Source organism: Sulfurospirillum arsenophilum NBRC 109478 (assembly GCF_000813345.1).
In the GTDB taxonomy this organism is placed as follows: Bacteria; Campylobacterota; Campylobacteria; order Campylobacterales; family Sulfurospirillaceae; genus Sulfurospirillum; species Sulfurospirillum arsenophilum.
The window spans coordinates 249,255-271,966 of sequence record NZ_BBQF01000001.1 but is presented as its reverse complement, the minus strand read 5'-3'; the positions used below and the strand labels follow the sequence as shown (position 1 = coordinate 271,966).

Sequence of the window (22,712 nt, the reverse complement as noted above, 5' to 3'; positions counted from 1 at the left end):
ACACAAAGGAGTTCTCATCAAAAATTTTCGCGCGTTTGCTTTTTTTATTGGACTCTTTGGTATTGCGATACTCACTCTGAGCTTTTTGATTTATCGCGCTAATCACAACCTTTATATTGAAGATGCCAAAAATAGCGTGGAGAGCGTGTTAGGACTCACCCAAGAGCTTATTTCCCATGAAAAACAACTGGCTCTTAGCATTGCTTTGATGCTTTCTCAAAATGAAGCCCTCAAAGAGGGTTACCTCAAAAATGACCGAAAGCAGCTCTACACAACCCTTCAAAGTGAAATTCCTAAAATCAAACAGTATCTTCAAATCGAAAACCTTGAAGTCCAACTTCACACCAAAGATGCTAAGGCATACGTTCGCAGTTGGGATTTTGATGATTTCGGCGACGATCTCTCCACATTTCGCAAAGGCATTACGCTTCTTCAGCAAACCAAAACACCTTTAGTCGCGATAGAGCTTGGAAAACGCCTCAACATCAAAGCGCTCTGCCCTATTTTTGACAAAAATGAGTTTATTGGCTCTTTAGAGATTATCATCAGTTTTGATGAAGTAGCACAAAAACTCAGCGCCAAGAAAATCAATTTTGTTATTTTAATGGACAAAGCGTTATTGGAAATTGGGGAATGGATGAAAGAGTTAGAACAAGTTGATGGTTACGTCATCGTAAGCAACAGTTGTCCTACAGGGTGTGTTAATTCGTTTATCTCGATTGTCTCGACACCGATCATGCAACAAGGCTTTGCACGCTCCAATGGGGCTCTTTTTGGCTTTACACCACTTTTTGATATTGAAGCAAAACAGGTTGGGTACATTGGTATTTGGTTTGGCGAGTCATTGCTTAAAGAGTCTTTGCTCCTTCGAGCTTCATTGGCTCCTCGCGCAGCACCTTTACATGTAAAAACGCTAGAGCCTGCAAGAGAAAGCTCCACGACACGCGAGGTACTCATTCGATGAAGATTTTACTCCTTGAAGATGACTATACTTATAATGAGAGTATCAAAGAATCTCTTGAAGAGATGGGCTACGAAGTCGATGCCTTTGATGATGGACTCCAAGCCCTGGATGCACTTTTTGAAAAACACTACCATCTGGCTCTTTTGGACATTCGTGTACCCCATATGGATGGTTATGAAATCCTCAAAGAGATTCGCAAAGCTAAGTTGGATCTTCCCATTATTTTTATTACCTCACTGACAGACATTAACAATCTCTCCTTAGGGTATGAGTTAGGATGCAACGACTATTTACGTAAACCTTTTTCGCTTAAAGAGCTTCAATACCGTGTCTCGCAGACACTCAAAAGTTACCATTTGCACTCAACGCTAGATGTTATTCCCCTCTCATGCGGATTTTCGTACCATAGTGATGACCAAAGCCTTTGGTTTGAAAACATGCAGGTCAATCTAAGCAATTTTGAGCGCAAACTGCTTTTTGTACTGGTCAAAAATAGAGGTAATTTTATCTCCACGGAACTTATCCATGAGTACGTTTGGGAAGACAAAGAGGTTGGGGATAACGACATACGCATGCTCATTAAAAAGTTGCGTGATAAGACCGATAAAGAGTTTATCATCACCGCCAAAGGGATAGGATACAAAATTGAAAAGTGAGACTAAAAATGCGTTTATTTTCGCCATCATTCTCACGCTCTTAACCCTTTTACTCGTCTCATTTCCCATTCTCAACTATCTCTCTGTCTCATTGCGCCTTAGCCAAGTGAACCAAGAGGTGCAGATAAGATCGTATGCGAAAGAGATCGAAACAGCAATTCAAGGAATTTCACCACTTCAAAAAACCTTTTTATTTCCTCGCTCCATCATTTTTAAAAGTGCCCTCTTAGACGCGAACAATCACATTGTTTTTTCCCTGATTGAAGAACCCATTCCCACGTTCAGCGATGAATTTGTCAAAAATGATACTTCTCTTTTTTATAAATACCCTCTGCCATCCAATGCTTTACATGTAAAGTTTTTAGTTGTCCAAAAAGAGATTTCACATTCCCAAGTTATTTTCGATATTTTGGTTATCATCGGCGTCGTTTTGATAGGTATGCTGATCTTTTCATATCTACTGTTAAAACTGTTACTCAAACCTTACATCGAGACTTCCACGCGTATGAACCTTTTTTTTACCGATGTCATGCATGAGCTTAAAACGCCTCTGGGCATTATGCAACTCAACATTGAAGGGTTAGTAAAGAAATACAAAGATAAACGCCTCAGTCGCACCCTTGCAGCGCTCTCAACACTTTCAACACTCTATGATGATTTAGAATACCTCATCAAAAACAAAACCATTACATACACGGTCGAAGTACTCGATTTTTCTACATTTTTGGAAGATCGAATTGCTTATTTTGAAGCACTTAGCTCTTCGAAGGAGATTACCATCCTTTCAGACATTGAGCCTGAACACTCTGTTCGCATCAACCGCATTGAGCTTCAGCGTATTATTGACAACAATCTCACCAATGCAATTAAGTATTCTCCACCTCAAACCACAATTGAAGTGCATTTAAGTGAAAAAGAGACTGGACTCTGTTTTGGTGTTAAAGATCAAGGAGTGGGAATTAAAGAGGTCGATAAAATTTTTGAGCGTCACTACAGAGGGGATATCTATAAAGGTGGTTTTGGAATAGGTCTTAGTATTGTTAAAAGTATTTGTGATAAGTATGGTATTGTGGTTGAAGTAAGGTCTGAAGAGAAAAAAGGAAGTGAATTTAACTATTGGTTTAAAAAAGAAGAAAAGGAGGAGAAAATCTCCTCCTAAAAATTATAGTGCTGTTACGTTCTCAGCTTGTGGGCCTTTTGGACCTTCGCCTAGTTCATAAGTAACTTTTTGGCCTTCTGCCAAAGATACACGACCATAACCTGATCTGTTTACTTGACGAAAGTGTACGAATACATCTTTTCCGCCATCATTTGGTTGGATAAAACCAAAACCTTTTTCATTGTTAAACCATTTAACGGTTCCCTCTAATAAAGCCATCGTATGCTCCTGTTATAAGATCGAAAAGTAGAAAATTGAGTATTTTTGGAGTATTTTAGGATGCTAACTAAAGGTCACGTATCAAAAAACTACCAAAGATGAACTCGAACCTCATCTTTCTAGGAAAATAGTGTATCTTATTTTTTAAAATAAAGCAAATTTAAATCGCTTTTAACTATACTGAATGCATGAAAATAGCAAAAACATACGCACTTTACAGCGCACTCATTCTTTCCTTGGCACTCATTCTAACGGCGAGTGTATGGTTTAGTAAAAAAACGCAAGAGCAGTATCAAATAAAACAAGAGCAAATTAGTGTATTTGAACGCTACAAAGCGGTCTTAAATCTTGAAAGTACCGCCATACGACAAATAACCCATGACTACTCTCGCTGGGATGAAATGGTAGACTTTGTACACAAGCAAGATTTGAGCTGGAGCAAAGATAATTTAGAACCAATGATTCCAACATTTCATCTTTCTTATATTTTTGTATTTGATACTTCAAAAAAGCAAGTTTATAGCCATAAAAACAAAGAAGCCGATAGCATAAATCTTGATTTATCAACATTTGTCCCTCATTCTTCTTCCTTCAAAGAATTTTTCTACTTTGAAAATGGAAAATTTATTCAATTTTTTCTAGCACCTATTCAGTACTCAGCAGATTTAGAGCGCACGGGCGAAACGAAAGGATTTTTAGTTTTAGGACGTATTTTTGACGATGCTTTCTTGGAAAAAATGGAACAGATTACACTTGGTCATTCCTCTCTTTCTCGAAATACAGATCATCCCTCTTTAGGAGAACATTTCCATCTTCCACTCTCCTCTCTCTCAGATGATGTGATTGGTTACATTGATTTTTATCATACGCCTTCAGTTCTTCTTTTTATCACAGAGTTACAAAACTCTATTGCCTTTGCAGGCATTATCATTATCCTGTGTGTCATTGTGCTTTTTTACGCACTTACGCACACTGTTATTTTTACCCCCATCAAGCGTATTTCAATGGCACTTAAAACCCATCAATTAGGCTATATTGTAGGGCTTTCACGTCAAGAGCATGAATTGGGAGAAATTGCGCATCTTATTTGTGAACATGAAAAACAAACACAGCTTTTGGAGCACTATAAAGAAGCCATTGACGAAAATACAATTGTCTCGAAAACAGATACTAAAGGCATTATTACCTATGCCAATGATCAATTTGTTGCTATTTCGGGATATTCCAGAGAAGAACTTGTTGGAAAACCACATAATATCGTTCGCCATCCTGACAACCTCCAAAGCTTTTTCAAAGAGATGTGGGTAACCCTTAAAGAGGGAAAGACATGGAAAGGTGTCGTTAAAAACAGACGTAAAGATGGTAGCAGTTACTATGTTAAATCGGTTATTATGCCTCTTTTGGATGAACAAGGAAACATTCAAGAGTATATTGCGATCCGCTACGATGTCAGTGAGCTTTTTGAGCAAGTCGAACACCTTCGTAAAGAGAAACTCATCGAACTGCCAAGCCGTAAGGTACTCTTTGAAGTTATTGAACATGCTACTATGCCGCATCTGGCTATCTTAAATATTTGTGGTTTTCGTGATATCAATACGCTGCATGGGCAAGCCTTTGGCGATCTTTACTTACGCCATCTCGCCATCAAAATCAAACAGCTTATGTCAAAATCTTGGCAACTCTTTCACCTTCAAAGTGATGAATTTGCCCTCTTTTGCGACTCGTCACTTCCCGATCAAGCCTTCAACGATGAATGTCAACATCTCCTTGCTGTCTTAAGCCATGAAGGACTCTTTATCCAACAAGCATTCTACCCGCTCTCTCTTCGTTTTGGTATTGCCAATGGTAGAGAGTATCTTTACAATCGTGCTGAAATTGCGATGAAAGAGGCGCGCATTGCGCATAAAGCTTTTGTTATTTATGACGATGACAAAGGCTTTGAAGAACGCCTTCAAAAAGATATTCAATGGAATGAAACCATACGTAATGCTCTTAAAGAGAACCGTTTTACCATTTTCTTACAAGAGATTGTTCCTTTACATGTAAAAGGTGAAGAGCGTAAAAAATATGAAGTCTTAATTCGCTTGATCGACACCGATGGGCATATTATCTCTCCCTTTCATTTTATTGACCTTGCTAAACGCATGCATCTGTACGACCAACTTACACGCTTTGTACTTCAAGAAGGTTTTCGAGCAGCTGTAGAACTTCATTGTGACATTTCAATCAATATTACGAAAGAAGATATTTTAAATCAAGAAACAACAGCCTATCTTATGAATCTACTGGAACAGTCCCCTACACTTAAAGGGCGCATCACTTTAGAGCTCGTAGAATCCGAAGGTATTGAAGATTCAGTGGATGTGCAAACCTTTATCCAAAAAGCAAGGGCGCATGGTTGTCTGCTGGCTATTGATGATTTTGGAACAGGCTACTCTAATTTTGAGTACCTTTTACGTTTAAAGGTTGACTTCATTAAGATAGATGGCTCGCTCATTAAGCATCTCGATACCGATGTCAATGCATATGCAACCGTTAAAACCATTACCCATTTTGCGAAAAATCTGGGTATTTTAGTTGTTGCTGAATTTGTTCACAAAAAAGAAATTTTAGAAAAAGTGCAAGAACTTGGCATCGATTATGCACAAGGTTTCTACTTGCATGAGCCTTCCCCTAAACCTAAAATAAAGAGTTCCCATGCTAGCAATTGAACAGTTTTTAAAAGTTGTTGAAAACAATGAATTTGTCGAAGGTCATGAGGTTCTAGAAGAAGATTGGCATCGCCTCAAAAAACTTCCTGAACAGAGTGATGAAGCAAAAATCCTTAAAGGTCTTATTAATGCATCCACTGCTTTAGCATTGGCATGTAAGGGAAAAAGAGAAGGAGCAGCACGTGTATGGCAAACCTATGAAAAATATGCTCCATTGATAGAGTGTACACCATCTTCCCACACAGCGAAGTACAAAGAAGCACAAACGCTTTTGCTACGCAAATACGTACTTTACATGTAAAAGGTTGAGAAGATCAGATAAAACGAAATCACCCAAAGCAGACGATTTAAAATCATCGTATAAAGTTTCTCATCAATTCGCTCATGAATTTTATTGCCGATCCAAAAACCTATGAGAGAAATCGCCACAAATAGCGTAATCAATGTACTATTTTCTACAGTAAAACTTCCGTGATACCCAAAGATCAGAATTTGTAACGTTTTGTTAGCAATAAAACAAAAACTCATAACCCCAATCGCATGCTTTTTATCAAGCTTTAGCTCTAAAATCAGCATGATCAGTACTGGTGACATAATGTTTGCCATACCACCAACCAATCCACTGATAAGACCCATGATAACGGTAACACTTTTTTTTTGCTTAGCTACAGCGTGGGTTAATGAAAAACGCAATCTCTCTTTGTTAAGGTATAAAAGCATCACGCCAGCTACAATCAATTTATAATAATGATTGTAATAGACCACGAGCAAATGTGTTCCAATGATGCTACCTACCATCACTGAAACAATGAGCGGCCAAAACTCTTTCCAAATATCGCCAAACGAGTTTTCTTTTTTGAGGCTGATGATGTTCGTAACAAGCGTGGGAAATAGTGTGTATAGAACAGCCAGTTTAAGATCTAAAAAAAGGACAAAGAGCGGTGTTGCGATCATGGGAAAGCCAAATCCAACAATACCATGGAAAAATCCTGCAACTAAAACAATCAAGACTTCAAAGAGAAAAAATTCACCGAACATGTTTATAATACCAGCTCATGGTATCTTCACCCACTTTTTGAGAAAAAATCTTTTGCAGTCCTGCTGGTAAAATAATCGCTTTACCCTCTTTTTCATGAGGCGATTCAAAAATCAAATACCATTCAATCTCGCTTGAGAGTGCATCAAGAAGTCCTTGTCCGCCTTCAACCATCACCATAGAATACTCATTTACTTTTTGCATTGTCTCTTCAATAAAAACGTTACGATCTACAATCCCAAAAAGAGGAATTGTTCGGTCAAAATCATTTTGTTTGGAAAAAATCAACACATCAGGGGCTTTGCCATTACACAATCGTGCATCAAGAATGGGGCGATCTATTCGTACGGTATTGCCACCAATGACCAAAAGATCACAACGATCGCGAAGACGATGTACCATTGCACGGGAATCCGAAGAAGTTATAATCCCTCCCGTTGCCACACCATTGCTACTTACTGCCAGTTTGAAAAAGACAAAAGGTCGCTTTTTTTCTTTACATGTAAAAGGAGTCAACAGCAAATCACACGCCTCTTTCAGACATCCAAATGCAACCTCAACACCTCTTTCTCGCAAAAAAGCTCCACCACCTTTGGCTTGCGAACTCTCATCGAAAGAGCCAATCACCACGCGCTTCAATCCTAAAGCATCAATGAGTGATGAGCAAGGAGGCGTTTTACCAAAGTGGTGACATGGCTCGAGTGTTACATGTAACGTGAGATTATGAAAAATATGATTGTGATGTTCTTTTAAAAAAGTGTGTAACGCGGTTGCATCTTCAATGTTACGGATGCGTGTATCTTCAGTGAGTGTTTCATATGCAGCTTTAAGTGCAAGGACTTCAGCATGAGCAGTTCCTGCTTTTCGGTGTGCGCCAACACCTAAAATATTGCCTTGATCATTGCTGACTACCGCACCTACAGCAGGATTTGGAAAGGTTAACACTTGATGCGCCCAAGCGGCATCAAGTGCTTTTTGCATTAAGACTGCGTCAAATGCGCTTACCATTCAAAATAAGTTCGAGCACTTTCAATCTCATCCAGTGAAATCTGTTTGAGTTCATTTTCAACGCGCACAGAAGCTACGTTACCAGTAAAGGCTTCGAGAATACCAATAAATTTCTCTTTAGTATTTAATTTTACTTTGACTTTTTCGCCAAGAGAAGCACTATAATGTTCTGGCTTTGTAAGTTTTCGCTCAATTCCAGGAGAGCTCACTTCAAAGAGATATTCACCATCCAGTGGTGGTTCTAAATCAAAAATAGGCGATAAAATACGACTGATTTCTGCACATTTATCAAGACTAATGCCCTCTTTTGATGTAATGTAAAGGCGAAAGATCTTTTTATCAAATTCGTTTGCTACTTCGGTATCGTATAAAGAGACACCACAGCTTTCTACAATTTTTACAATTTTTTCTTGATCAATCATCGCTTTTTTTACCTTTTTCGAGCTCTTCTTGGACTTTTGCAAACAGAGCATCCATTTTATTTTGACGCTCTAGGCTATCATCGAAATGAAACGTGAAACGTGGACAGCGAAACCAACCTTCTGCTTGCATACAATGCGTTTGAATGTGACGCTGTACTCGGTCTAAGTGTGAGAGAATATAACGCTTTTCAGCCTCATCATAAACCGAACCATCCAAATAAACAATCGCATCATATTTTCCACGGCTACATTCAACGTCGATAACACAAACACCACGTAGCATTTCATCCTCTAAAGTTGAAAGTGCTTCAGGGATCAATTCCCTCAAAACGCTCTGTGTTCTTTGAATCTTAATACTTTTATTTATCATAGTTTTGCTTTTTCTTCAACCTCTTTAAAGCTCTCGATATAATCGCCTACTTTAATATCAGTGTATCCTGTAATGCCCACACCACACTCGTAACCTTTACCCACCTCTTTAACGTCCTCTTTGAAACGTTTAAGAGATGAAACACTGCCTTCATAAATGATAACACCATCACGAATAACCCTGATTTTAACACCACGGTTAATAGTTCCATCTGTTACGATACAGCCAGCAATATGTCCCAATTTTGGTACTGGGAAGACTTCTCTAACCATTGCTTGTCCGATATTCTCTTCACGAATAACTGGTGCCATAAGACCTGTCACAATGTTGGTTACATCATCAATCAAATCATAAATGATATTGTATGTTTTAATCTCAACGCCAGCACTTTTTGCTTTTTCTTTGACCACACCTGTTGGGCGTACATGGAAACCTAAAATAATACAGTCTGAGCTCGCACTTGCAAGTGCAACATCGCTCTCGGTAATTCCACCGATACCTGCACTAACAATGTTAACTTTGGTTTCTGAGTTTCTAATTTTCTCAAGGCTGCCTTTGATTGCTTCAAGACTTCCTTGAACGTCTGCTTTAATAATAACAGGCAATGTTTTTAAAGCACCCTCTGCAATCATCGCACTTAGATCATCAAGACTTACTTTAGTTGTTTTAGAGAGCTCTTTTTGGCGGAGGTATTCTGCTTTTTTCTTCGCGTATTCACGTGCTATTTTATCCGTCTTAACGCTAATCAACGTATCACCCGCACCTGGAACTTCACTAAGGCCAAGAACAACGACAGGCTCACCAGGAAGGGCTTCTTTAACCGAACGACCAAGATCATCAAGCAATGCTTTCACTTTACCAAAAGCAACACCCGCAACGACAATATCGCCTACACGCATCGTACCATCTTCAATGACGACAGTTGCAACAGGACCACGTCCTTTTTCCAAAGAACTTTCGATAACGGTTGCTTTAACATCTCTACTTGGATCTGCTTTGAGCTCTAAAAGGTCTGCTTGTAATAAAATGGTTTCAAGTAAGTCTTCAATACCCATACCTGTTTTTGCAGATACTGGCACAAATTCATGCTCTCCACCCCAATCAACAGGTGTAATGCCAAGTTCTGCGAGTTGTGCTTTGACAAGATCAGGATTCGCTGCTTCTTTATCCATTTTATTGACAGCAATAATAATAGGCACACCCGCTGCTTTTGCATGCTCAACAGCCTCTTTGGTTTGAGGTTTAACACCATCGTCGGCTGCTACAACAACGATAACAATATCTGTTACTTTAGCACCACGTGAACGCATTTCTGTAAAAGCTTCGTGACCTGGGGTATCGATAAAGGTAATGTTTCTACCATTTTTCTCAACCATATAAGCGCCAACGTGTTGGGTAATTCCACCCGCCTCGCCAGCAGCTACTTTAGCACTTCTAATATAATCCAGTAATGAAGTTTTACCATGATCTACGTGACCCATAATCGTAATAACAGGAGCGCGTTCAACAAGCACTTGATCACTTGCTTCACCCTCTTCATCATAGGCTTTCACATAGTCAAATGCATCTTGATCATTAACGGTTGTAACGTTAATGTCAAAAGTATCTGCTAAAATCTCGATAGAATCTTTATCTAAAAAGTCATTTTTAGTAAACATAACGCCGAGTGAGAAAAGTTCTTTAATCACTTCACTTACAGGTTTATTGATCTTCTCTGCAAACTCATAAACCCTAATCTCTTCAGGAATTTCAATCGCGTTAATCGCTTCAGCTTCTTGAACTTGTGCAGGACGACGTCTACGTTTACGTCCCACTCTTTGAATTCCTTGCATAACAAAATTGGTTTTTTTAGTCGTTCTAATTTGGCTTGGATCGATCTGTTTTTTCTTTTTCGCTTCTTCTGTGACCGTAATACCCACATTAAGATCTGGGAGAACGATCATTCCATCTTCTTCTGTGTCGATGTTCGTATCTGCCATTTCAATGTTTAAAGCAATATCCAATTTCTCAGTAGTGGTTTTTTTCTCAGCAGGTAATTTTTTAAGTTTCTTTTTCTTTTTTTGAAGTTCGCTTGCACTATTTGATGCAGAGAACATAGACTCCATACTACGAGAAGGAGTATGCTCACGAGAACCATAGAAAGATGATGGACTACTTTGTCTCTCTTCAACTTCGACCTCTTTAACATCAGGTCTTTTCTTTTTAACGATCACTAAACCTCTACGCTTTTGTACATTGGTTGGATCAACTTTATCTGTTGTTTCTACTTTATCTTCGCCTACTGTATCTGATACTACGTTCTCAGAAATCTCTTTTTGAGGGACAGCTTGAGCGATATGACCCGATTCAAGCTCTTTTTCTTTCAATGTCTTCGTTTTAGGAGCAGCAACTTCAGGTACTTTTGGTTTTTCAACGACAGGCGGTGCTTCTACAATTTCGGCTTTTTTAGTTTCCGGAGCTTTAGGCTGAGGGGATGGCTTACTTGCTTGCGTATTCTCTCCACTCAATACATAGTTCATGAGTTTTTCGGCATCTTCTGTACTAATTGAACTGGAATGCCCTTTGACATCAAGTCCAAGATCTATCGCCTTATCAACGATTTCTTTGTTCTTCATGCCTAGTTCTTTTGCTATTTCGGTTATACGAACTTTATCCATTCGACCCTGTCTCCTTAAATATTTTACCAAATTCCATCATTGCTTTGTGATTTGTTTTGCATTTATTGTTGAGTATTTTTACAACTTTCTTTTCATTGTTTGTCATACATGCCTTGCAGATATAAAAGCTTCTTCCTACTTTGGAAAAGAGCACGAGCTCTCCATCTACAATCTGCAATCTTTGTAAACTTTGTTGTAAAGATCTTTCTCTACAAACAATGCACATTCGTATGGGTTGACTCATTTTTGCGCCTGATTATATCAAATTTTAGCTGTCTTTCAGCTTTTTACGATTTCAAAACCGTTATTATCTAATTCAAAGATTTCTACTCTAAACATTTCAAACGCATTTTTAAGCGCTATTGCAACCTTTGGAGCGTCTTCCGCCTTAACGAGATTAAAAAACGATGAGCCACTGCCCGAGAGTGTACTCATGAGTGCTCCACTTTTTAAAGCAATCTCACGCACTTCAAAAAGTTCCTTCAGTTGCCTCATACGACGGTGTTCATGCATACAATCCCTCGATGCAGCCCTCAAAAACTCCCAATTCTCACTAAAGAAAGCCGCCGTCAGTAAAGAAGCACGAGAGAGATTATAGACCACATTTTTCATCAAGTACGTTTTAGGAAGCAGTGTCCTTGAATGTGCTGTGGACATGGGACGATCAGGAATAACCATCACCACTTTAAGCTTTTCACTCAAGACTTTTTTTAATGTTCTTACTTTACCATTTTCAACCACAGAGCTTGTAAATCCTCCATAAACGGCAGGAGCGATATTGTCTGGATGGGTTTCATATAATATAGCTTTATTTAAAATACTCTCTCTACTTGCCTTCACACCAGCCATTTCATAGGCACTTGCAATGGCACCCACAATAACGGCAGAACTACTTCCCAACCCGCGAGAGAAAGGAATATTGTTATAAAACTCAAACCTGAAAGGATCTTTTTTACCGACTAACTCTTGATAAATATCGTAAAAAATAGAGACAAAAATATTGTTCTTTTTAAGCTTTGCATTCTCTTCGCCTTCGCCTTTCACAGAGATACTGTGATAACTTGAAGGCTTAATGCTCACTTCATTATAAAGTGCAATGGCAAGACCTAGACAATCAAATCCGGGCCCTAAATTAGCACTGGTCGCTGGTATTTTTATCTTCACACATCGCTCCTAAACTGCTGGTAACATATAAAGTGGTTCAATTTCATCGTTAAACAGATCTTCATTTAATCTCTGTGGTAATGTAAAATGCTGTTCTACGGAATCTTCTAAACGTATGGTTGTAATTTCTTCTTTTTCTTTTATAAAATAAAGATTGCGCATTGCTCGAATAGGTCGTCTCTCATTAAAAACAAATCCATCGCACGCCAAAAGTGGAATTCCAAGTGTAATACTGAGCGTTTTTAAAAAAATATAGGTAATTTTAATCGCCATAAAACTTCCAGGACCTCGGGCAAAGAAAAGTCGTTTTGGATCATACTCGTTTAAAATTGATTCAAATAGCAACGGCAATGCCTCACTGGTTTGATCCATTGTTTCAAAGGTTCTTATTAATTGGTTATTTTCATAAATGCCTACATGTAAAGGTGAAGTAAGCGTGATAACAACAATATCAACAGCAGTTTTTATGCGTAAACCTTTTCAAACTCTTGTGCTTTTTCCACACTGAGCGTTCTAATCTCATAATTACTTGGATCTCGTAAAATTGCTTTGGTGAGTTCATGATTCAAATTGTGACTGCCTGCATAGGATGTATAATCACCTAAAAAAGGTGCCCCTAAGAGCGATAGATCACCAATTGCATCTAAGATTTTATGCCTCACAAACTCATTAGAGAAGCGTAATCCTTCTGGATTTAAAATCTTATTATCATCCATAACAACTGCATTATCAAGCGATCCACCAAGGGCAAGTCCACGTGAACGTAGCATCTGAACATCTTTTAAAAAACCAAATGTACGAGCTCTTGCTATCTCTTCAATAAAATTTTTCTTGCTAAATTCAAAACTAAACTCCTGTTTACCAATGGAAGGATGCGCAAAATCAATCATAAAACTATAAGTAGGTTTCAAACTAGGTGTTACACGTGCAAATTTTTTACCATCTTGCACTTCTACCTCTTTTTTGATGATCAACACTTGTTTTGTTGCATCAAGTTTACGTGTTCCTGCTTCATCAAGCATCATGCAAAAGCTGGCACTACTTCCATCCATAACAGGGACTTCAGCCCCATCTAGTACCACTCTAATATTATCAATGCCATAAGCATAAACGGCAGAAAGAAGATGCTCAATCGTAGAGATATAAGCACTTGAGTTCCCAATAACTGTAGCCATTTGAGTATTAACAACATTTTGAGGCAATGCTTGAACTAATAATCCTACATCGCTTCGGTAAAAAAGAATACCGCTATTTGCTTCAAGAGGTTCAAGGCGTATTTGAATTGGTTCTCCTTTGTGAAGCCCAATTCCTACACCGCTAACCGCTTTGGCTAATGTGGTCTGTTTCACACAACTTCCTTTATTTCAATAACGTTATCGCGCATAACGATTTTTTGAAGTACATTAAGTTTGAGCATTTCTCTATCTACAATCTCACCATTAAAAATGAGATGTCCTCTTGGACTGATGCCACTGAGTACGACATATTCCCCATCGCACTGCACTAATCCGTCAATAATACCATAAATACTCATACTCTCTTCACAAAAGACCTTGGCACCACTGTTAACACGACCAAAAATAACAATTGGCAAACTCTCAACAATCTCTTCTCCTGAACGAATTGGACGATCATACAGTTTAAGTTTTGGCAACTGTTTTGGTTCTTCAGAAATTATTTCTGAAATAACCTCTTTTTTGGGTTCGTCTTCAAGAAGAGGTGTTTCTTTTTTAATGCCACCAAAGCGAATAGCACAGTGATTGATCTCTTTATAACAGACGCCACTTTGCTCTAAAACGAAAGCAATGTTTTTGGTTATATTACCTTCAATAAGCAAAAAGAATTCCTTCAAAAGAAGGCTATTCTTTCTAAAATAGTCTAAAAAAGAGGCTTCATCATCAATTTCGATGTGAAACACTCTCACATTTTTTTGCGTTACTTTCATCGATCCATAATCTTCTTTGCTGATTCTATTACATTAAAGACGCTTTCTTTAAGCCATACTTCATCCATCCATTCTTCAGGTCTGACATCAACGCCTTGAACGTACATACCAAAGTGAAGGTGATCTCCAAGGGCTAAACCGGTTAAACCTGTTTTGGCAATAGACTCTCCTGCTTTTACCACATCGCCCTCTTTCACCATATAACTTGAGCAGTGTCCATAAAGTGAATAGACGCCCAAACCATGAGAGATAATGATGTTATTACCATAAATACCATTTTCTCGTGCAAATACAACAACGCCATCATTAGAAGATTGCATTGCTGCTTGCGCATTACTCGCAAGATCAAGCCCTAAATGGTAGGATTCACTGGTAGGTTTTTTATCATACTCATAAAAACGATGATCTCCAAAACTTGCGACAACTTTACCATTACGCAATGGATAAAAAGGTTTTAGGTAAAAACCATTCATCTGCTCAGTTGGAACATTCGAAGTTACCTTTAAAATATTTGCTTCATTGCCTTTTCGCATATCTTCATTAACAAATTTAAATTTTTCTAATTTTGTGAGGGAAGAGCGTTCAGGAGCTACCTCAGCGATCAAATCAGAAATCTTACCATCTAAAAAACGATCTTCTAGTGCAATCGTCGATGTTTTATACTTTTTATCTTGTAAAAAATAAGGGACATGCGATTTTGTTAAGTTTCCTGCTCGATCTATGGCTACAACAGAAGCCGTAAAACTTTCAATATGTGTAGGCCAAGCAACTAAAGTAATATAATACCCTTCCTTGTAAAATGGTGTTGGGTAAAATTTCTTGCCAAAATTTGTTTCGACATAAAGTGACTTCATCGCTTCATCTTGTGCTTTAAAAATAACGGTTGCAACGCCACCCTTCATAATCTTATACGAACTTCCAATAATATTTACTTCAGGTCTTTTGGTATCGACTTTAATCACCGATTTTGCACTAACACTATTGCCTGCAAAAAAATTCCACTTACTACTATCAACAGCTTCAATGGTTAATTCAAATACTTTTTTATTGGCACCGAAACCTGTTTTGGGAAATAAGAGATTTAACTCAACAGTTTTTTCAGCTGTTTTAAACTCTTTCGTCTCTAAGACAACACTTTTTTCGCCATCAAAGAGCGTCGCACGTGCAAAACGAATCCCACTTGCATCTGCTACTTGAACTTTAATAGGATCTTTTAAATTCCAATCTATCTCTTTAGAAAGAACGATTTGAGGAGCTTCTCTTTCAAACAAACTAGAGTTAAATACAAATGCAACTCCACCTACTAAGACTAAAAAAATAAACCCTAGCACCATGCCTGCTATGGATGATTTTCTTTGTTGTTTCATTCTTTGTCTATCCTTTTTATTTTTTCAACAATTGCATCTCGAAGTATTTTGGGATCACATGCTGGCACTTCAAAACCTGCGGCAGTCTTATGACCACCTCCTTGATACTCCAAAGCAATCTTTGAAACGTTAATATCTTTACTCCGCAATGAGACTTTATAGCCTCCCTCTTTTTCCTCTAAAATCATTATCGCAATGGTTACATTAACGATACTTCTGAGCATATTGACGATATTTTTAGTATCGTGTCGCCTTGCTCCTGTTGCTTCAAGCGTTGCCTTATCAAAAATAATCGTGGCAATTCGTCCATTTTCATAAAGATCAAAATGGTTCAACATATAGCCATAGAGTCTTATTTTTGAAAGTGGCTCTCTTCGCTTAACTTTAGACGCAATCTCTTTCGGGTTTGCACCGCATTTAACCAACTGCGCAATAATCGTAAAGGTTAACTCATCCATATCACCGTAGAGAAAAAACCCTGTATCATCTGCCATGGCGGTATAAAGACATATTGCACACTCTTTACTCATCTCAATAGCATTCGCTTTCAAAAGCTCATACACAACCATGCCAGCACTTGAAAAATGATCGACTACAAGATTCATATCCCCAAAATAGTGGTTCGTGAGGTGATGATCAATGTTGATAATCTCATAATCACCTTCAGGAATTTTGAGTCTATCGCGTGTTGAACAGTCACAACTTACCACTAAATCAAAGCTTTTTGGCAAACTATTTTTAATCTTCGAATAGCCTGGCAAAAAGTCATATACCAATGGAAGTTCACTATTTTTATTGTAATGCGTTACTTTTTTACCAGCACGAATGAGTACGTCATACAGTGCTAATGCACTACCTAATGTATCGCCATCGGGATGTACGTGTGAGACAATAACAATGTGATTGGCTTCAAGCATACGCTTCCACGCTTGTTGATACATCATAACTCCACTTAGTGATAAAAGGGAGATTATACTTAATTTTGACTGAAAAGTTATTGATGTCTTTTAGTGCGGTTTTTTAGAACTTTTGTAAACGAATGCAAGAACTTCTGCAACCGCTTTATAGAGATTTTCAGGGATAATATCACCTAGATTGCATTTTTTATAGAGCTCTCTCGCCAATGGTGGATTTTCAACAATTTGAATGTTATAGTTCATTGCAAGTTCTTTAATCCGAAGGGCTACAAAATCTGTCCCTTTTGCGATGACTTTTGGTGCAGATTCTTTATCTTGATTGTAACGAATAGCGACAGCATAGTGCGTTGGATTGGTGATGACCACATCCGCTTGAGGAATCTCCTGCATCATGCGTTTTTTGGTCATTTGCATCTGAATTTGCCTGATTTTGGCTTTGATCTTAGGATCACCTTCCATCTGCTTGTATTCATCTTTCAGTTCTTGCTTGCTCATTCGCAAACTTTTAAAGTAGGTAAAGCGAACAAATAACAGGTCTGCTAGGGCCAACACTAAAAATAAAATAAGAATAACCGCTACTAAAATAAGCATCTTATGCTTTAACCATGAAAGTTGATCAAAAAGAGGAAAATAGATCACCGTTGGAAGCTCTTTTGTAAACGAGAGTAAAAAATAGTAGCACACCCATAAAATAACACCCACTTTTAAAATAATTTTAATCGCTTCAACCGCTTTTTTCATCGAAAAAAGATTGGCTAGCCCTTTCATTGGATCTAATTTTGAGAAATCAGGCATGAGTGGTTTGGTGGTAAAAATAAATCCTGTTTGCATGACATTCGCTAAGATACCGGCAATAGCAACGGCTAAAGATAGAGGGATCACCATAAAAATAATTTCCCGAAATGTAATCATCGAGATTTGCAGTGTCGCCTCTTTGGTTATTTCGGTTCCAATAAGTGATTGGTAATAATAGTAGAGATAGACAACGCGAGATTCAATCCACGATAAAAGTGCTAAAAAAGCAACGAGCGCCACCACCAATGTGATAAAAGCACTGGTATCTTGGCTTTTGGGGACATTGCCATCTGCTCTGGCATCATCAATCTTCTTGGAACTGGGTTCTTCCGTCTTTTCTTGATCATCCGCCACAGTGCAATATTCCTACTTAGATCACGGTTTTATGAGTGATTTTCATCGAAAAATCAAGCCAGACTGCTTGATGAATCAAACTTCCACTGCTAATTGCATCGACACCTGTTTTGGCATATTCCACAATGTTTTCTTTGGTAATATTGCCACTGGCTTCTAAAAGCACATGAGGAAAATGACTATTTTTGTAGGCAACGACGGCTTGAATATCGGCATGCGACATATTGTCACACATGACAATATCCGCCCCGCATTGCATCGCAAACTTCGCAAACTCCACATCTTCAGACTCAATTTCAATTTTACATGTAAAGGGGAGTTTTTCTCTGGCTTCGACAATAAAAACTTTCAAATCATCGATGGTTTTAAGATGGGTATCCTTAATCATCAAACAATCATCCAATCCCATACGGTGGTTACTTCCACCACCGCAACGAATCGCATACTTCTCAAAAATACGCAAATGCGGTCTGGTTTTTCGTGTATCTAAAAGTTTGAGGGCATAACCTTCCAAGGCTTTTTTATAACGTGCAACATTCGTTGCAATACCGCTGGCATGCTGCATCAAATTAAGAATAGTTCGCTCACAACGCAAAATATTTTTAGACTTTCCTTCAATTAAAGCGACAATATCACCTTTTTGAAGAGCATCACCATCATCAAAATAGAACTTAACATCGAGCTTGTTCATCTTACACAGCGCTTTAACATAAGGTCGTCCTGCAAAAACACCTGTATCTTTACAGATGATATTGGCACTTGCAAAACTGTCTTTTCCCACTAATGAAAAAAGATCGCCTCTTCCAACATCCTCTTCGAGCGCTTTCTTGACAAATTTTTTAATCATAGCTCAAACATCCTATTCAGTGCCGTATATGCCCATTTTCGAGTCTCTTCAGAAATGGTAATTTCATTTTCAAAACGTCCCTCTTTAATACTTAAAAGTACGTTGTAAACATCTTGCAGTGTGGTTTCATTCATGGTTGGACATTCGGGTTTAGATGAAGAGAGTACATACGTATTTTCTGCACGTAATCGCTTAATCATATTGTACTCTGTACCAATCGCTACCTTTTGATCCAATGGAAGTTTTTTCACATACTCAATAATCTGACTGGTAGAACCCACAAAATCAGAGAGATCACACACTTCAGGCTTACACTCTGGATGCGTGACGATTAAAATACCAGGATACTTCGCACGGTAAAAAGCAATGTCATCCACATCAAAAAGCTGATGAACAGAGCAAAATCCGTTATAACATAAAATATCTGCTACTTTAGGATCACTTCCATCCCCCACCACACACGATGTAAGCCCCATCTCTTTGGCTATATTTTGTCCCAAGCAACGATCGGGTACAAACAAAATTTTCTTGTTGCTCTCATGTGCTTTTGTGATGATTTTTTTGGCGTTAGAACTGGTGCAAACATATCCCCCCATCATACCAACACGCGCTTTGACATCCGCAGAAGAGTTGATGTACGTCACAGGCAAAATGTCTTCTTTTGCAATACCTGCTTTTTCTAAAATGGCAACGTTTTGATCAAAATAGTCCACATCGATCATTCGAGCCATTGCACAACAGGCAATTTTAGGCATTAGAACACGTTTTTCGGGCGCTAAAATTTTGACACTTTGCCCCATAAAGCCAACGCCACAAAAAACCAAATAAGGATTGACATCTTTTGCTGCCCACTGCGCTAATTGCAGTGAATCTCCAGCATAATCTGCAAGTTCAAAAACTTCGTCTTTTTGATAAAAATGTGCCACGATACTTACATGTAACTCTTGCTTGAGTTTTAAAATTTCTTTCTTTAATGTTTGATTATCCAATTTAAATTCCTTCCGTATCTATCGAAAAAAGCCATTATAGCGTTAAAGAAATAATAACAAAATTATTGCTATACTGTGACAACTTTAACGAAGGATTACGTGTGGATTTTCTCTTTAGCATTAACGTTCAATTTTACATTTTAAGCTACTTAATTGGTGGTATTCCCTTTGGTTTACTGCTAGCAAAACTCTTTACAGGAACAGATATCCGTGAAGGAGGAAGTGGGAGTATTGGAGCAACAAATGTTCTGAGAGTTCTTAAAGAAACAAACCCCAAACTGGCGAAAAAATTAGCAATTGCAACGGTTGTTTTGGATGCACTGAAGGGCATCATTTTATTATTGATTGGTCACATGATTGATCTAGGTATCGAAACGCTTTGGGCAATTGCTATTTTTGCAGTTATTGGTCATTGCTATAGTCCTTACCTGAAATTTGAAGGTGGAAAAGGCGTTGCAACAGGTGCTGGTGTACTTTTTGTCATGTTGCCTCTTGAAACATTGATCGCTTTTGTTACGTGGTTTGTCGCAGGAAAAGTTCTTAAAATTTCTTCCCTATCCTCGCTCCTTGCGCTTTGTGCTTTGATTGTCTCTTCATTTATCGTTCACCCTGATCTTGAGGGCATCAAAACACATGCACCGATTTTCATCATCGCTTTTGTGATTGTTTACAAACACATTCCTAATATTATTCGGCTCTTTCAGGGTAAAGAATCTAAAGTTATTTGATGCAAATTCTCATTAAAGATTTAACCTTTGAGACGATTGTTGGCATTCTTGAAGAAGAGCGCCACACGCCTCAAAAAGTTATTTTACATGTAAAGCTTGATTACACCTACGAAGCAGAAAAATTTATTGATTATGCAAAAGTGTCTACTTTTCTTGAAGCAGAAATGAATCAAATGAGCTACTTTTTACTGGAAGATGCATTGGATGATTTAAGTCAAAAACTTAAAGTTTCCTATCCTCAAATTCGTAAAATGAAATTAAAAATCTTTAAACCTAATATTTTACCAAATGCGATGGTTGGGGTTTCTCATAGCATTTGCTACTCCAAAAATTAAAATTTAATTAAAAAAACTTTAAATCTAGCTAAAATTATGCTATAATCCCGTTTAAATTTTAGCAACTAAGGAATTTATAATGCGAATTTTAATCGTTGAAGATGAAGTAACCCTCAATAAGACAATTGCAGAAGGCTTACAAGAGTTTGGTTATCAAACCGACAGCTCTGAAAACTATAAAGATGCAGAATACTACATTGGTATTCGTAATTATGACCTCGTTTTAACAGATTGGATGCTCCCTGATGGCGATGGTGTTGATCTTATCAACCTCATTAAACAAAAATCTCCTCGTACCGCTGCAGTGATTATCTCTGCAAAAGATGACAAAGAGAGCGAAATTAAAGCCCTTAAAGCGGGTGCTGATGATTATATTCGTAAACCATTTGATTTTGATATTTTAGTCGCTCGTATTGAAGCAAGACTTCGTTTTGGTGGCACAAATGTTATCAAAATTGATGACCTTACCATTGATCCAGATGAAGAAAAAATCACCTATAAAGGTCAAGAAATTGAGCTTAAAGGTAAACCATTCGAAGTTCTAACGCATCTTGCTCGCCACAGCGATCAAATCGTCTCTAAAGAGCAACTTCTTGATGCAATTTGGGAAGAGCCAGAGCTTGTTACACCAAACGTTATTGAAGTTGCTATTAACCAAATTCGTCAAAAAATGGACAAACCATTAGAAATCTCAACCATTGAGACAGTAAGACGAAGAGGTTATAGATTTTGCTTTCCCAAAAAAGTATAAGAGAAAGTTTTATATTACAATTGGTGTCCGCTTCGGCGACACTGATTGTAATTTTTTCCGTCATTCTTTACAACTACATTAAAATCTCTATTTTTGAAGATATTACCCAAGAACTTACCAGACAAGCCCAGATCATTGCCACATCGCGTACCAGCTCTATTGAACGTATGGGTATTAATATCTTTGAACCTTCTCTAAGCTCTATCAATAACCCTGCTGATGTGCAAGTAACGATCGCTATTCGTGTCAATCAAGGCAATACTCCTTCCTTTGAACACAGCGAAAAAGATGACCAAAAATTTCTTACCATCTATTATCCTTTGGAAAAACGAAAACACCACTTTGTCTCTATTACTAAAGATATTTCCAATACTGATATATTGCTCACTAAAATTCTCAAAAATATTTTATTGATTAATCTAACTGCAATCTTTTTAATTCTTTTTTATGCACTTTTCCTTTCTCGTATGCTTGTTCTCCCGGTTCGTTCTCTTACAAACAAACTTGCCAACATGAATGAAAACTTTTTGCAGATTATTGATATTCAAAAGCTTCCAAGCGAATTCCAACCTTTAGGTGCGAGTATCAACAAATTGGTTGAGCGTATTCAAATCTTTGTTAATTCTCAAAAAGAGCTTTTTATTGGTGCTGCACATGAACTTAAAACGCCACTTGCTGTCATGAAAACCAAAAATGAAGTAACTCTTTTAAAACCAAGAGAGAATGAAAAATACATTGATACCATCAAAAGCAACAATCAAACTATCAACGATATGAATAAAATGATTAGTAATATTTTAGAAATCGGGCGACAAGAAGGAGCTCAATTTGAAAAACCTGTCGAAATTGATCTCGTCGCTTTTTTAAAAGAACAAGTCAATAACTATACTATCTTAGCCAAGATGGAAGAAAAAAATATTATTGAAGACATTGCACCTTTAAGCTATAAAATAATGATTCAACCTACACTTTTGATGCATATTTTACAAAACTTTGTTCAAAATGCGATCAAGTTTACCCCCAAAGAAGGAAATATCACTATTCAAGCAAACCTTACAAAAGAGGGTTTTTTTGTGCACGTCATTGATGAAGGTATTGGTATTGATGAAAGTAAAGACCTCTTTGCTCCTTTTAAGCGCTATGGCAATCAAACAGGTGCTGGACTAGGCCTCTTTCTTGCTAAAAATGCAGCTGATGCTATTGGAGCTAAAATCACACTCAAAAACAGAGAAGATGCACAAGGAACAAGAGCAACTTTATTACTTCCTCTTCGCAAACGCTCTCTTTAAATTTCGTTAAAGTATTTTTAGTGTATAAA

Annotated in this window: 24 protein-coding genes; 9 read left to right on the top strand and 15 right to left on the bottom strand. The window is 37.8% G+C overall.

Annotation, left to right across the window (positions count from 1 at the left end; genetic code table 11):
- The first annotated feature begins 136 nt into the window (after positions 1 to 136).
- The 3 genes from SAR02S_RS01395 to SAR02S_RS01385 are packed head-to-tail and all read left to right on the top strand — an operon-like array spanning position 137 to position 2,779.
- Positions 137 to 964, top strand: a complete 828-nt coding sequence (locus SAR02S_RS01395; protein WP_369384934.1) for a cache domain-containing protein — start codon at positions 137 to 139, stop codon at positions 962 to 964.
- Positions 961 to 1,620, top strand: a complete 660-nt coding sequence (locus tag SAR02S_RS01390) for a response regulator transcription factor (RefSeq protein ID WP_041956208.1) — start codon at positions 961 to 963, stop codon at positions 1,618 to 1,620. Before SAR02S_RS01395 ends, SAR02S_RS01390 begins: the two co-directional genes overlap by 4 nt.
- The gene (locus tag SAR02S_RS01385) at positions 1,610 to 2,779 is read left to right on the top strand and encodes a sensor histidine kinase (RefSeq protein WP_041956207.1); all 1,170 of its coding nucleotides are present in this window, start codon (positions 1,610 to 1,612) and stop codon (positions 2,777 to 2,779) included. The genes SAR02S_RS01390 and SAR02S_RS01385 overlap by 11 nt, the downstream gene beginning before the upstream one ends.
- A 3-nt stretch (positions 2,780 to 2,782) precedes the next feature.
- Here SAR02S_RS01385 and SAR02S_RS01380 read toward each other — a convergent pair whose 3' ends face one another.
- On the bottom strand, positions 2,783 to 2,998 hold the full coding sequence (locus SAR02S_RS01380; RefSeq protein ID WP_025343528.1) for a cold-shock protein: 216 nt from the start codon (positions 2,996 to 2,998) through the stop codon (positions 2,783 to 2,785).
- 188 nt (positions 2,999 to 3,186) lie between these two features.
- Between SAR02S_RS01380 and SAR02S_RS13135 the strand changes: the two genes are divergently transcribed.
- Positions 3,187 to 5,709: an EAL domain-containing protein gene (locus SAR02S_RS13135; protein ID WP_052433493.1), complete on the top strand. Its 2,523-nt coding sequence runs from the start codon at positions 3,187 to 3,189 to the stop codon at positions 5,707 to 5,709.
- A complete protein-coding gene (locus SAR02S_RS01370) occupies positions 5,696 to 6,010 on the top strand; it encodes a DUF309 domain-containing protein (RefSeq protein ID WP_041956203.1) in 315 nt (104 codons plus the stop codon). Before SAR02S_RS13135 ends, SAR02S_RS01370 begins: the two co-directional genes overlap by 14 nt.
- On the opposite strand, the gene SAR02S_RS01365 is transcribed toward SAR02S_RS01370, so the two are convergent.
- The 14 genes from SAR02S_RS01365 to nadA all read right to left on the bottom strand — a co-directional run bounded on the left by SAR02S_RS01365 (position 6,001) and on the right by nadA (position 19,580).
- Positions 6,001 to 6,747 carry a sulfite exporter TauE/SafE family protein gene (locus SAR02S_RS01365; RefSeq protein WP_041956200.1) on the bottom strand — a complete coding sequence of 249 codons (747 nt, stop codon included), beginning with the start codon at positions 6,745 to 6,747 and terminating at the stop codon, positions 6,001 to 6,003. The two genes, SAR02S_RS01370 and SAR02S_RS01365, sit on opposite strands and share 10 nt — an antisense overlap.
- Positions 6,737 to 7,726 carry a bifunctional diaminohydroxyphosphoribosylaminopyrimidine deaminase/5-amino-6-(5-phosphoribosylamino)uracil reductase RibD gene (ribD, locus tag SAR02S_RS01360; RefSeq protein ID WP_232293968.1) on the bottom strand — a complete coding sequence of 330 codons (990 nt, stop codon included), beginning with the start codon at positions 7,724 to 7,726 and terminating at the stop codon, positions 6,737 to 6,739. Before ribD ends, SAR02S_RS01365 begins: the two co-directional genes overlap by 11 nt.
- 20 nt (positions 7,727 to 7,746) lie before the next feature.
- Positions 7,747 to 8,175: an LSm family protein gene (locus SAR02S_RS01355; protein WP_041956195.1), complete on the bottom strand. Its 429-nt coding sequence runs from the start codon at positions 8,173 to 8,175 to the stop codon at positions 7,747 to 7,749.
- Complete coding sequence (gene rbfA / locus SAR02S_RS01350; RefSeq protein ID WP_041956193.1) at positions 8,168 to 8,545, bottom strand: 30S ribosome-binding factor RbfA; 378 nt, start codon at positions 8,543 to 8,545, stop codon at positions 8,168 to 8,170. The genes SAR02S_RS01355 and rbfA overlap by 8 nt, the downstream gene beginning before the upstream one ends.
- On the bottom strand, positions 8,542 to 11,202 hold the full coding sequence (gene infB, locus SAR02S_RS01345) for a translation initiation factor IF-2 (protein WP_041956190.1): 2,661 nt from the start codon (positions 11,200 to 11,202) through the stop codon (positions 8,542 to 8,544). The genes rbfA and infB overlap by 4 nt, the downstream gene beginning before the upstream one ends.
- 279 nt (positions 11,203 to 11,481) lie before the next feature.
- Entirely contained in the window at positions 11,482 to 12,366 is an 885-nt protein-coding gene (thrB, locus tag SAR02S_RS01335) for a homoserine kinase (protein ID WP_041956187.1), read from the bottom strand.
- 9 nt (positions 12,367 to 12,375) lie between these two features.
- Positions 12,376 to 12,738 (bottom strand): hypothetical protein, encoded by a 363-nt coding sequence (locus SAR02S_RS01330; protein WP_232293967.1) that lies wholly within the window; start codon positions 12,736 to 12,738, stop codon positions 12,376 to 12,378.
- Between the two features lie 92 nt (positions 12,739 to 12,830).
- Positions 12,831 to 13,715 (bottom strand): UDP-3-O-acyl-N-acetylglucosamine deacetylase, encoded by an 885-nt coding sequence (lpxC, locus tag SAR02S_RS01325; protein ID WP_041956184.1) that lies wholly within the window; start codon positions 13,713 to 13,715, stop codon positions 12,831 to 12,833.
- Positions 13,712 to 14,311: a septum site-determining protein MinC gene (gene minC / locus SAR02S_RS01320; RefSeq protein WP_041956182.1), complete on the bottom strand. Its 600-nt coding sequence runs from the start codon at positions 14,309 to 14,311 to the stop codon at positions 13,712 to 13,714. The genes lpxC and minC overlap by 4 nt, the downstream gene beginning before the upstream one ends.
- Entirely contained in the window at positions 14,308 to 15,678 is a 1,371-nt protein-coding gene (gene pgp6, locus SAR02S_RS01315; protein WP_041956181.1) for a peptidoglycan metallopeptidase Pgp6, read from the bottom strand. Before pgp6 ends, minC begins: the two co-directional genes overlap by 4 nt.
- Complete coding sequence (locus SAR02S_RS01310; protein ID WP_232293966.1) at positions 15,675 to 16,622, bottom strand: DHH family phosphoesterase; 948 nt, start codon at positions 16,620 to 16,622, stop codon at positions 15,675 to 15,677. Before SAR02S_RS01310 ends, pgp6 begins: the two co-directional genes overlap by 4 nt.
- Positions 16,623 to 16,685: 63 nt before the next feature.
- Positions 16,686 to 17,744, bottom strand: coding sequence for a flagellar biosynthesis protein FlhB (gene flhB / locus SAR02S_RS01305; protein ID WP_041956179.1), 1,059 nt, complete (start codon positions 17,742 to 17,744; stop codon positions 16,686 to 16,688).
- A 16-nt stretch (positions 17,745 to 17,760) separates the two neighbouring features.
- On the bottom strand, positions 17,761 to 18,591 hold the full coding sequence (nadC, locus tag SAR02S_RS01300; RefSeq protein WP_041956178.1) for a carboxylating nicotinate-nucleotide diphosphorylase: 831 nt from the start codon (positions 18,589 to 18,591) through the stop codon (positions 17,761 to 17,763).
- Positions 18,588 to 19,580, bottom strand: coding sequence for a quinolinate synthase NadA (gene nadA / locus SAR02S_RS01295; protein ID WP_041956177.1), 993 nt, complete (start codon positions 19,578 to 19,580; stop codon positions 18,588 to 18,590). The genes nadC and nadA overlap by 4 nt, the downstream gene beginning before the upstream one ends.
- A gap of 101 nt (positions 19,581 to 19,681) precedes the next feature.
- Between nadA and plsY the strand changes: the two genes are divergently transcribed.
- From plsY to SAR02S_RS01275, 4 genes are all read left to right on the top strand, one after another.
- A complete protein-coding gene (gene plsY, locus SAR02S_RS01290) occupies positions 19,682 to 20,308 on the top strand; it encodes a glycerol-3-phosphate 1-O-acyltransferase PlsY (RefSeq protein ID WP_041956176.1) in 627 nt (208 codons plus the stop codon).
- Positions 20,308 to 20,643, top strand: coding sequence for a dihydroneopterin aldolase (locus tag SAR02S_RS01285; protein WP_041956175.1), 336 nt, complete (start codon positions 20,308 to 20,310; stop codon positions 20,641 to 20,643). The genes plsY and SAR02S_RS01285 overlap by 1 nt, the downstream gene beginning before the upstream one ends.
- A 79-nt stretch (positions 20,644 to 20,722) precedes the next feature.
- Positions 20,723 to 21,394: a homeostatic response regulator transcription factor HsrA gene (hsrA, locus tag SAR02S_RS01280; protein ID WP_012856039.1), complete on the top strand. Its 672-nt coding sequence runs from the start codon at positions 20,723 to 20,725 to the stop codon at positions 21,392 to 21,394.
- Between the two features lie 23 nt (positions 21,395 to 21,417).
- A complete protein-coding gene (locus SAR02S_RS01275; RefSeq protein ID WP_232293965.1) occupies positions 21,418 to 22,683 on the top strand; it encodes a sensor histidine kinase in 1,266 nt (421 codons plus the stop codon).
- Positions 22,684 to 22,712: the final 29 nt, after the last annotated feature.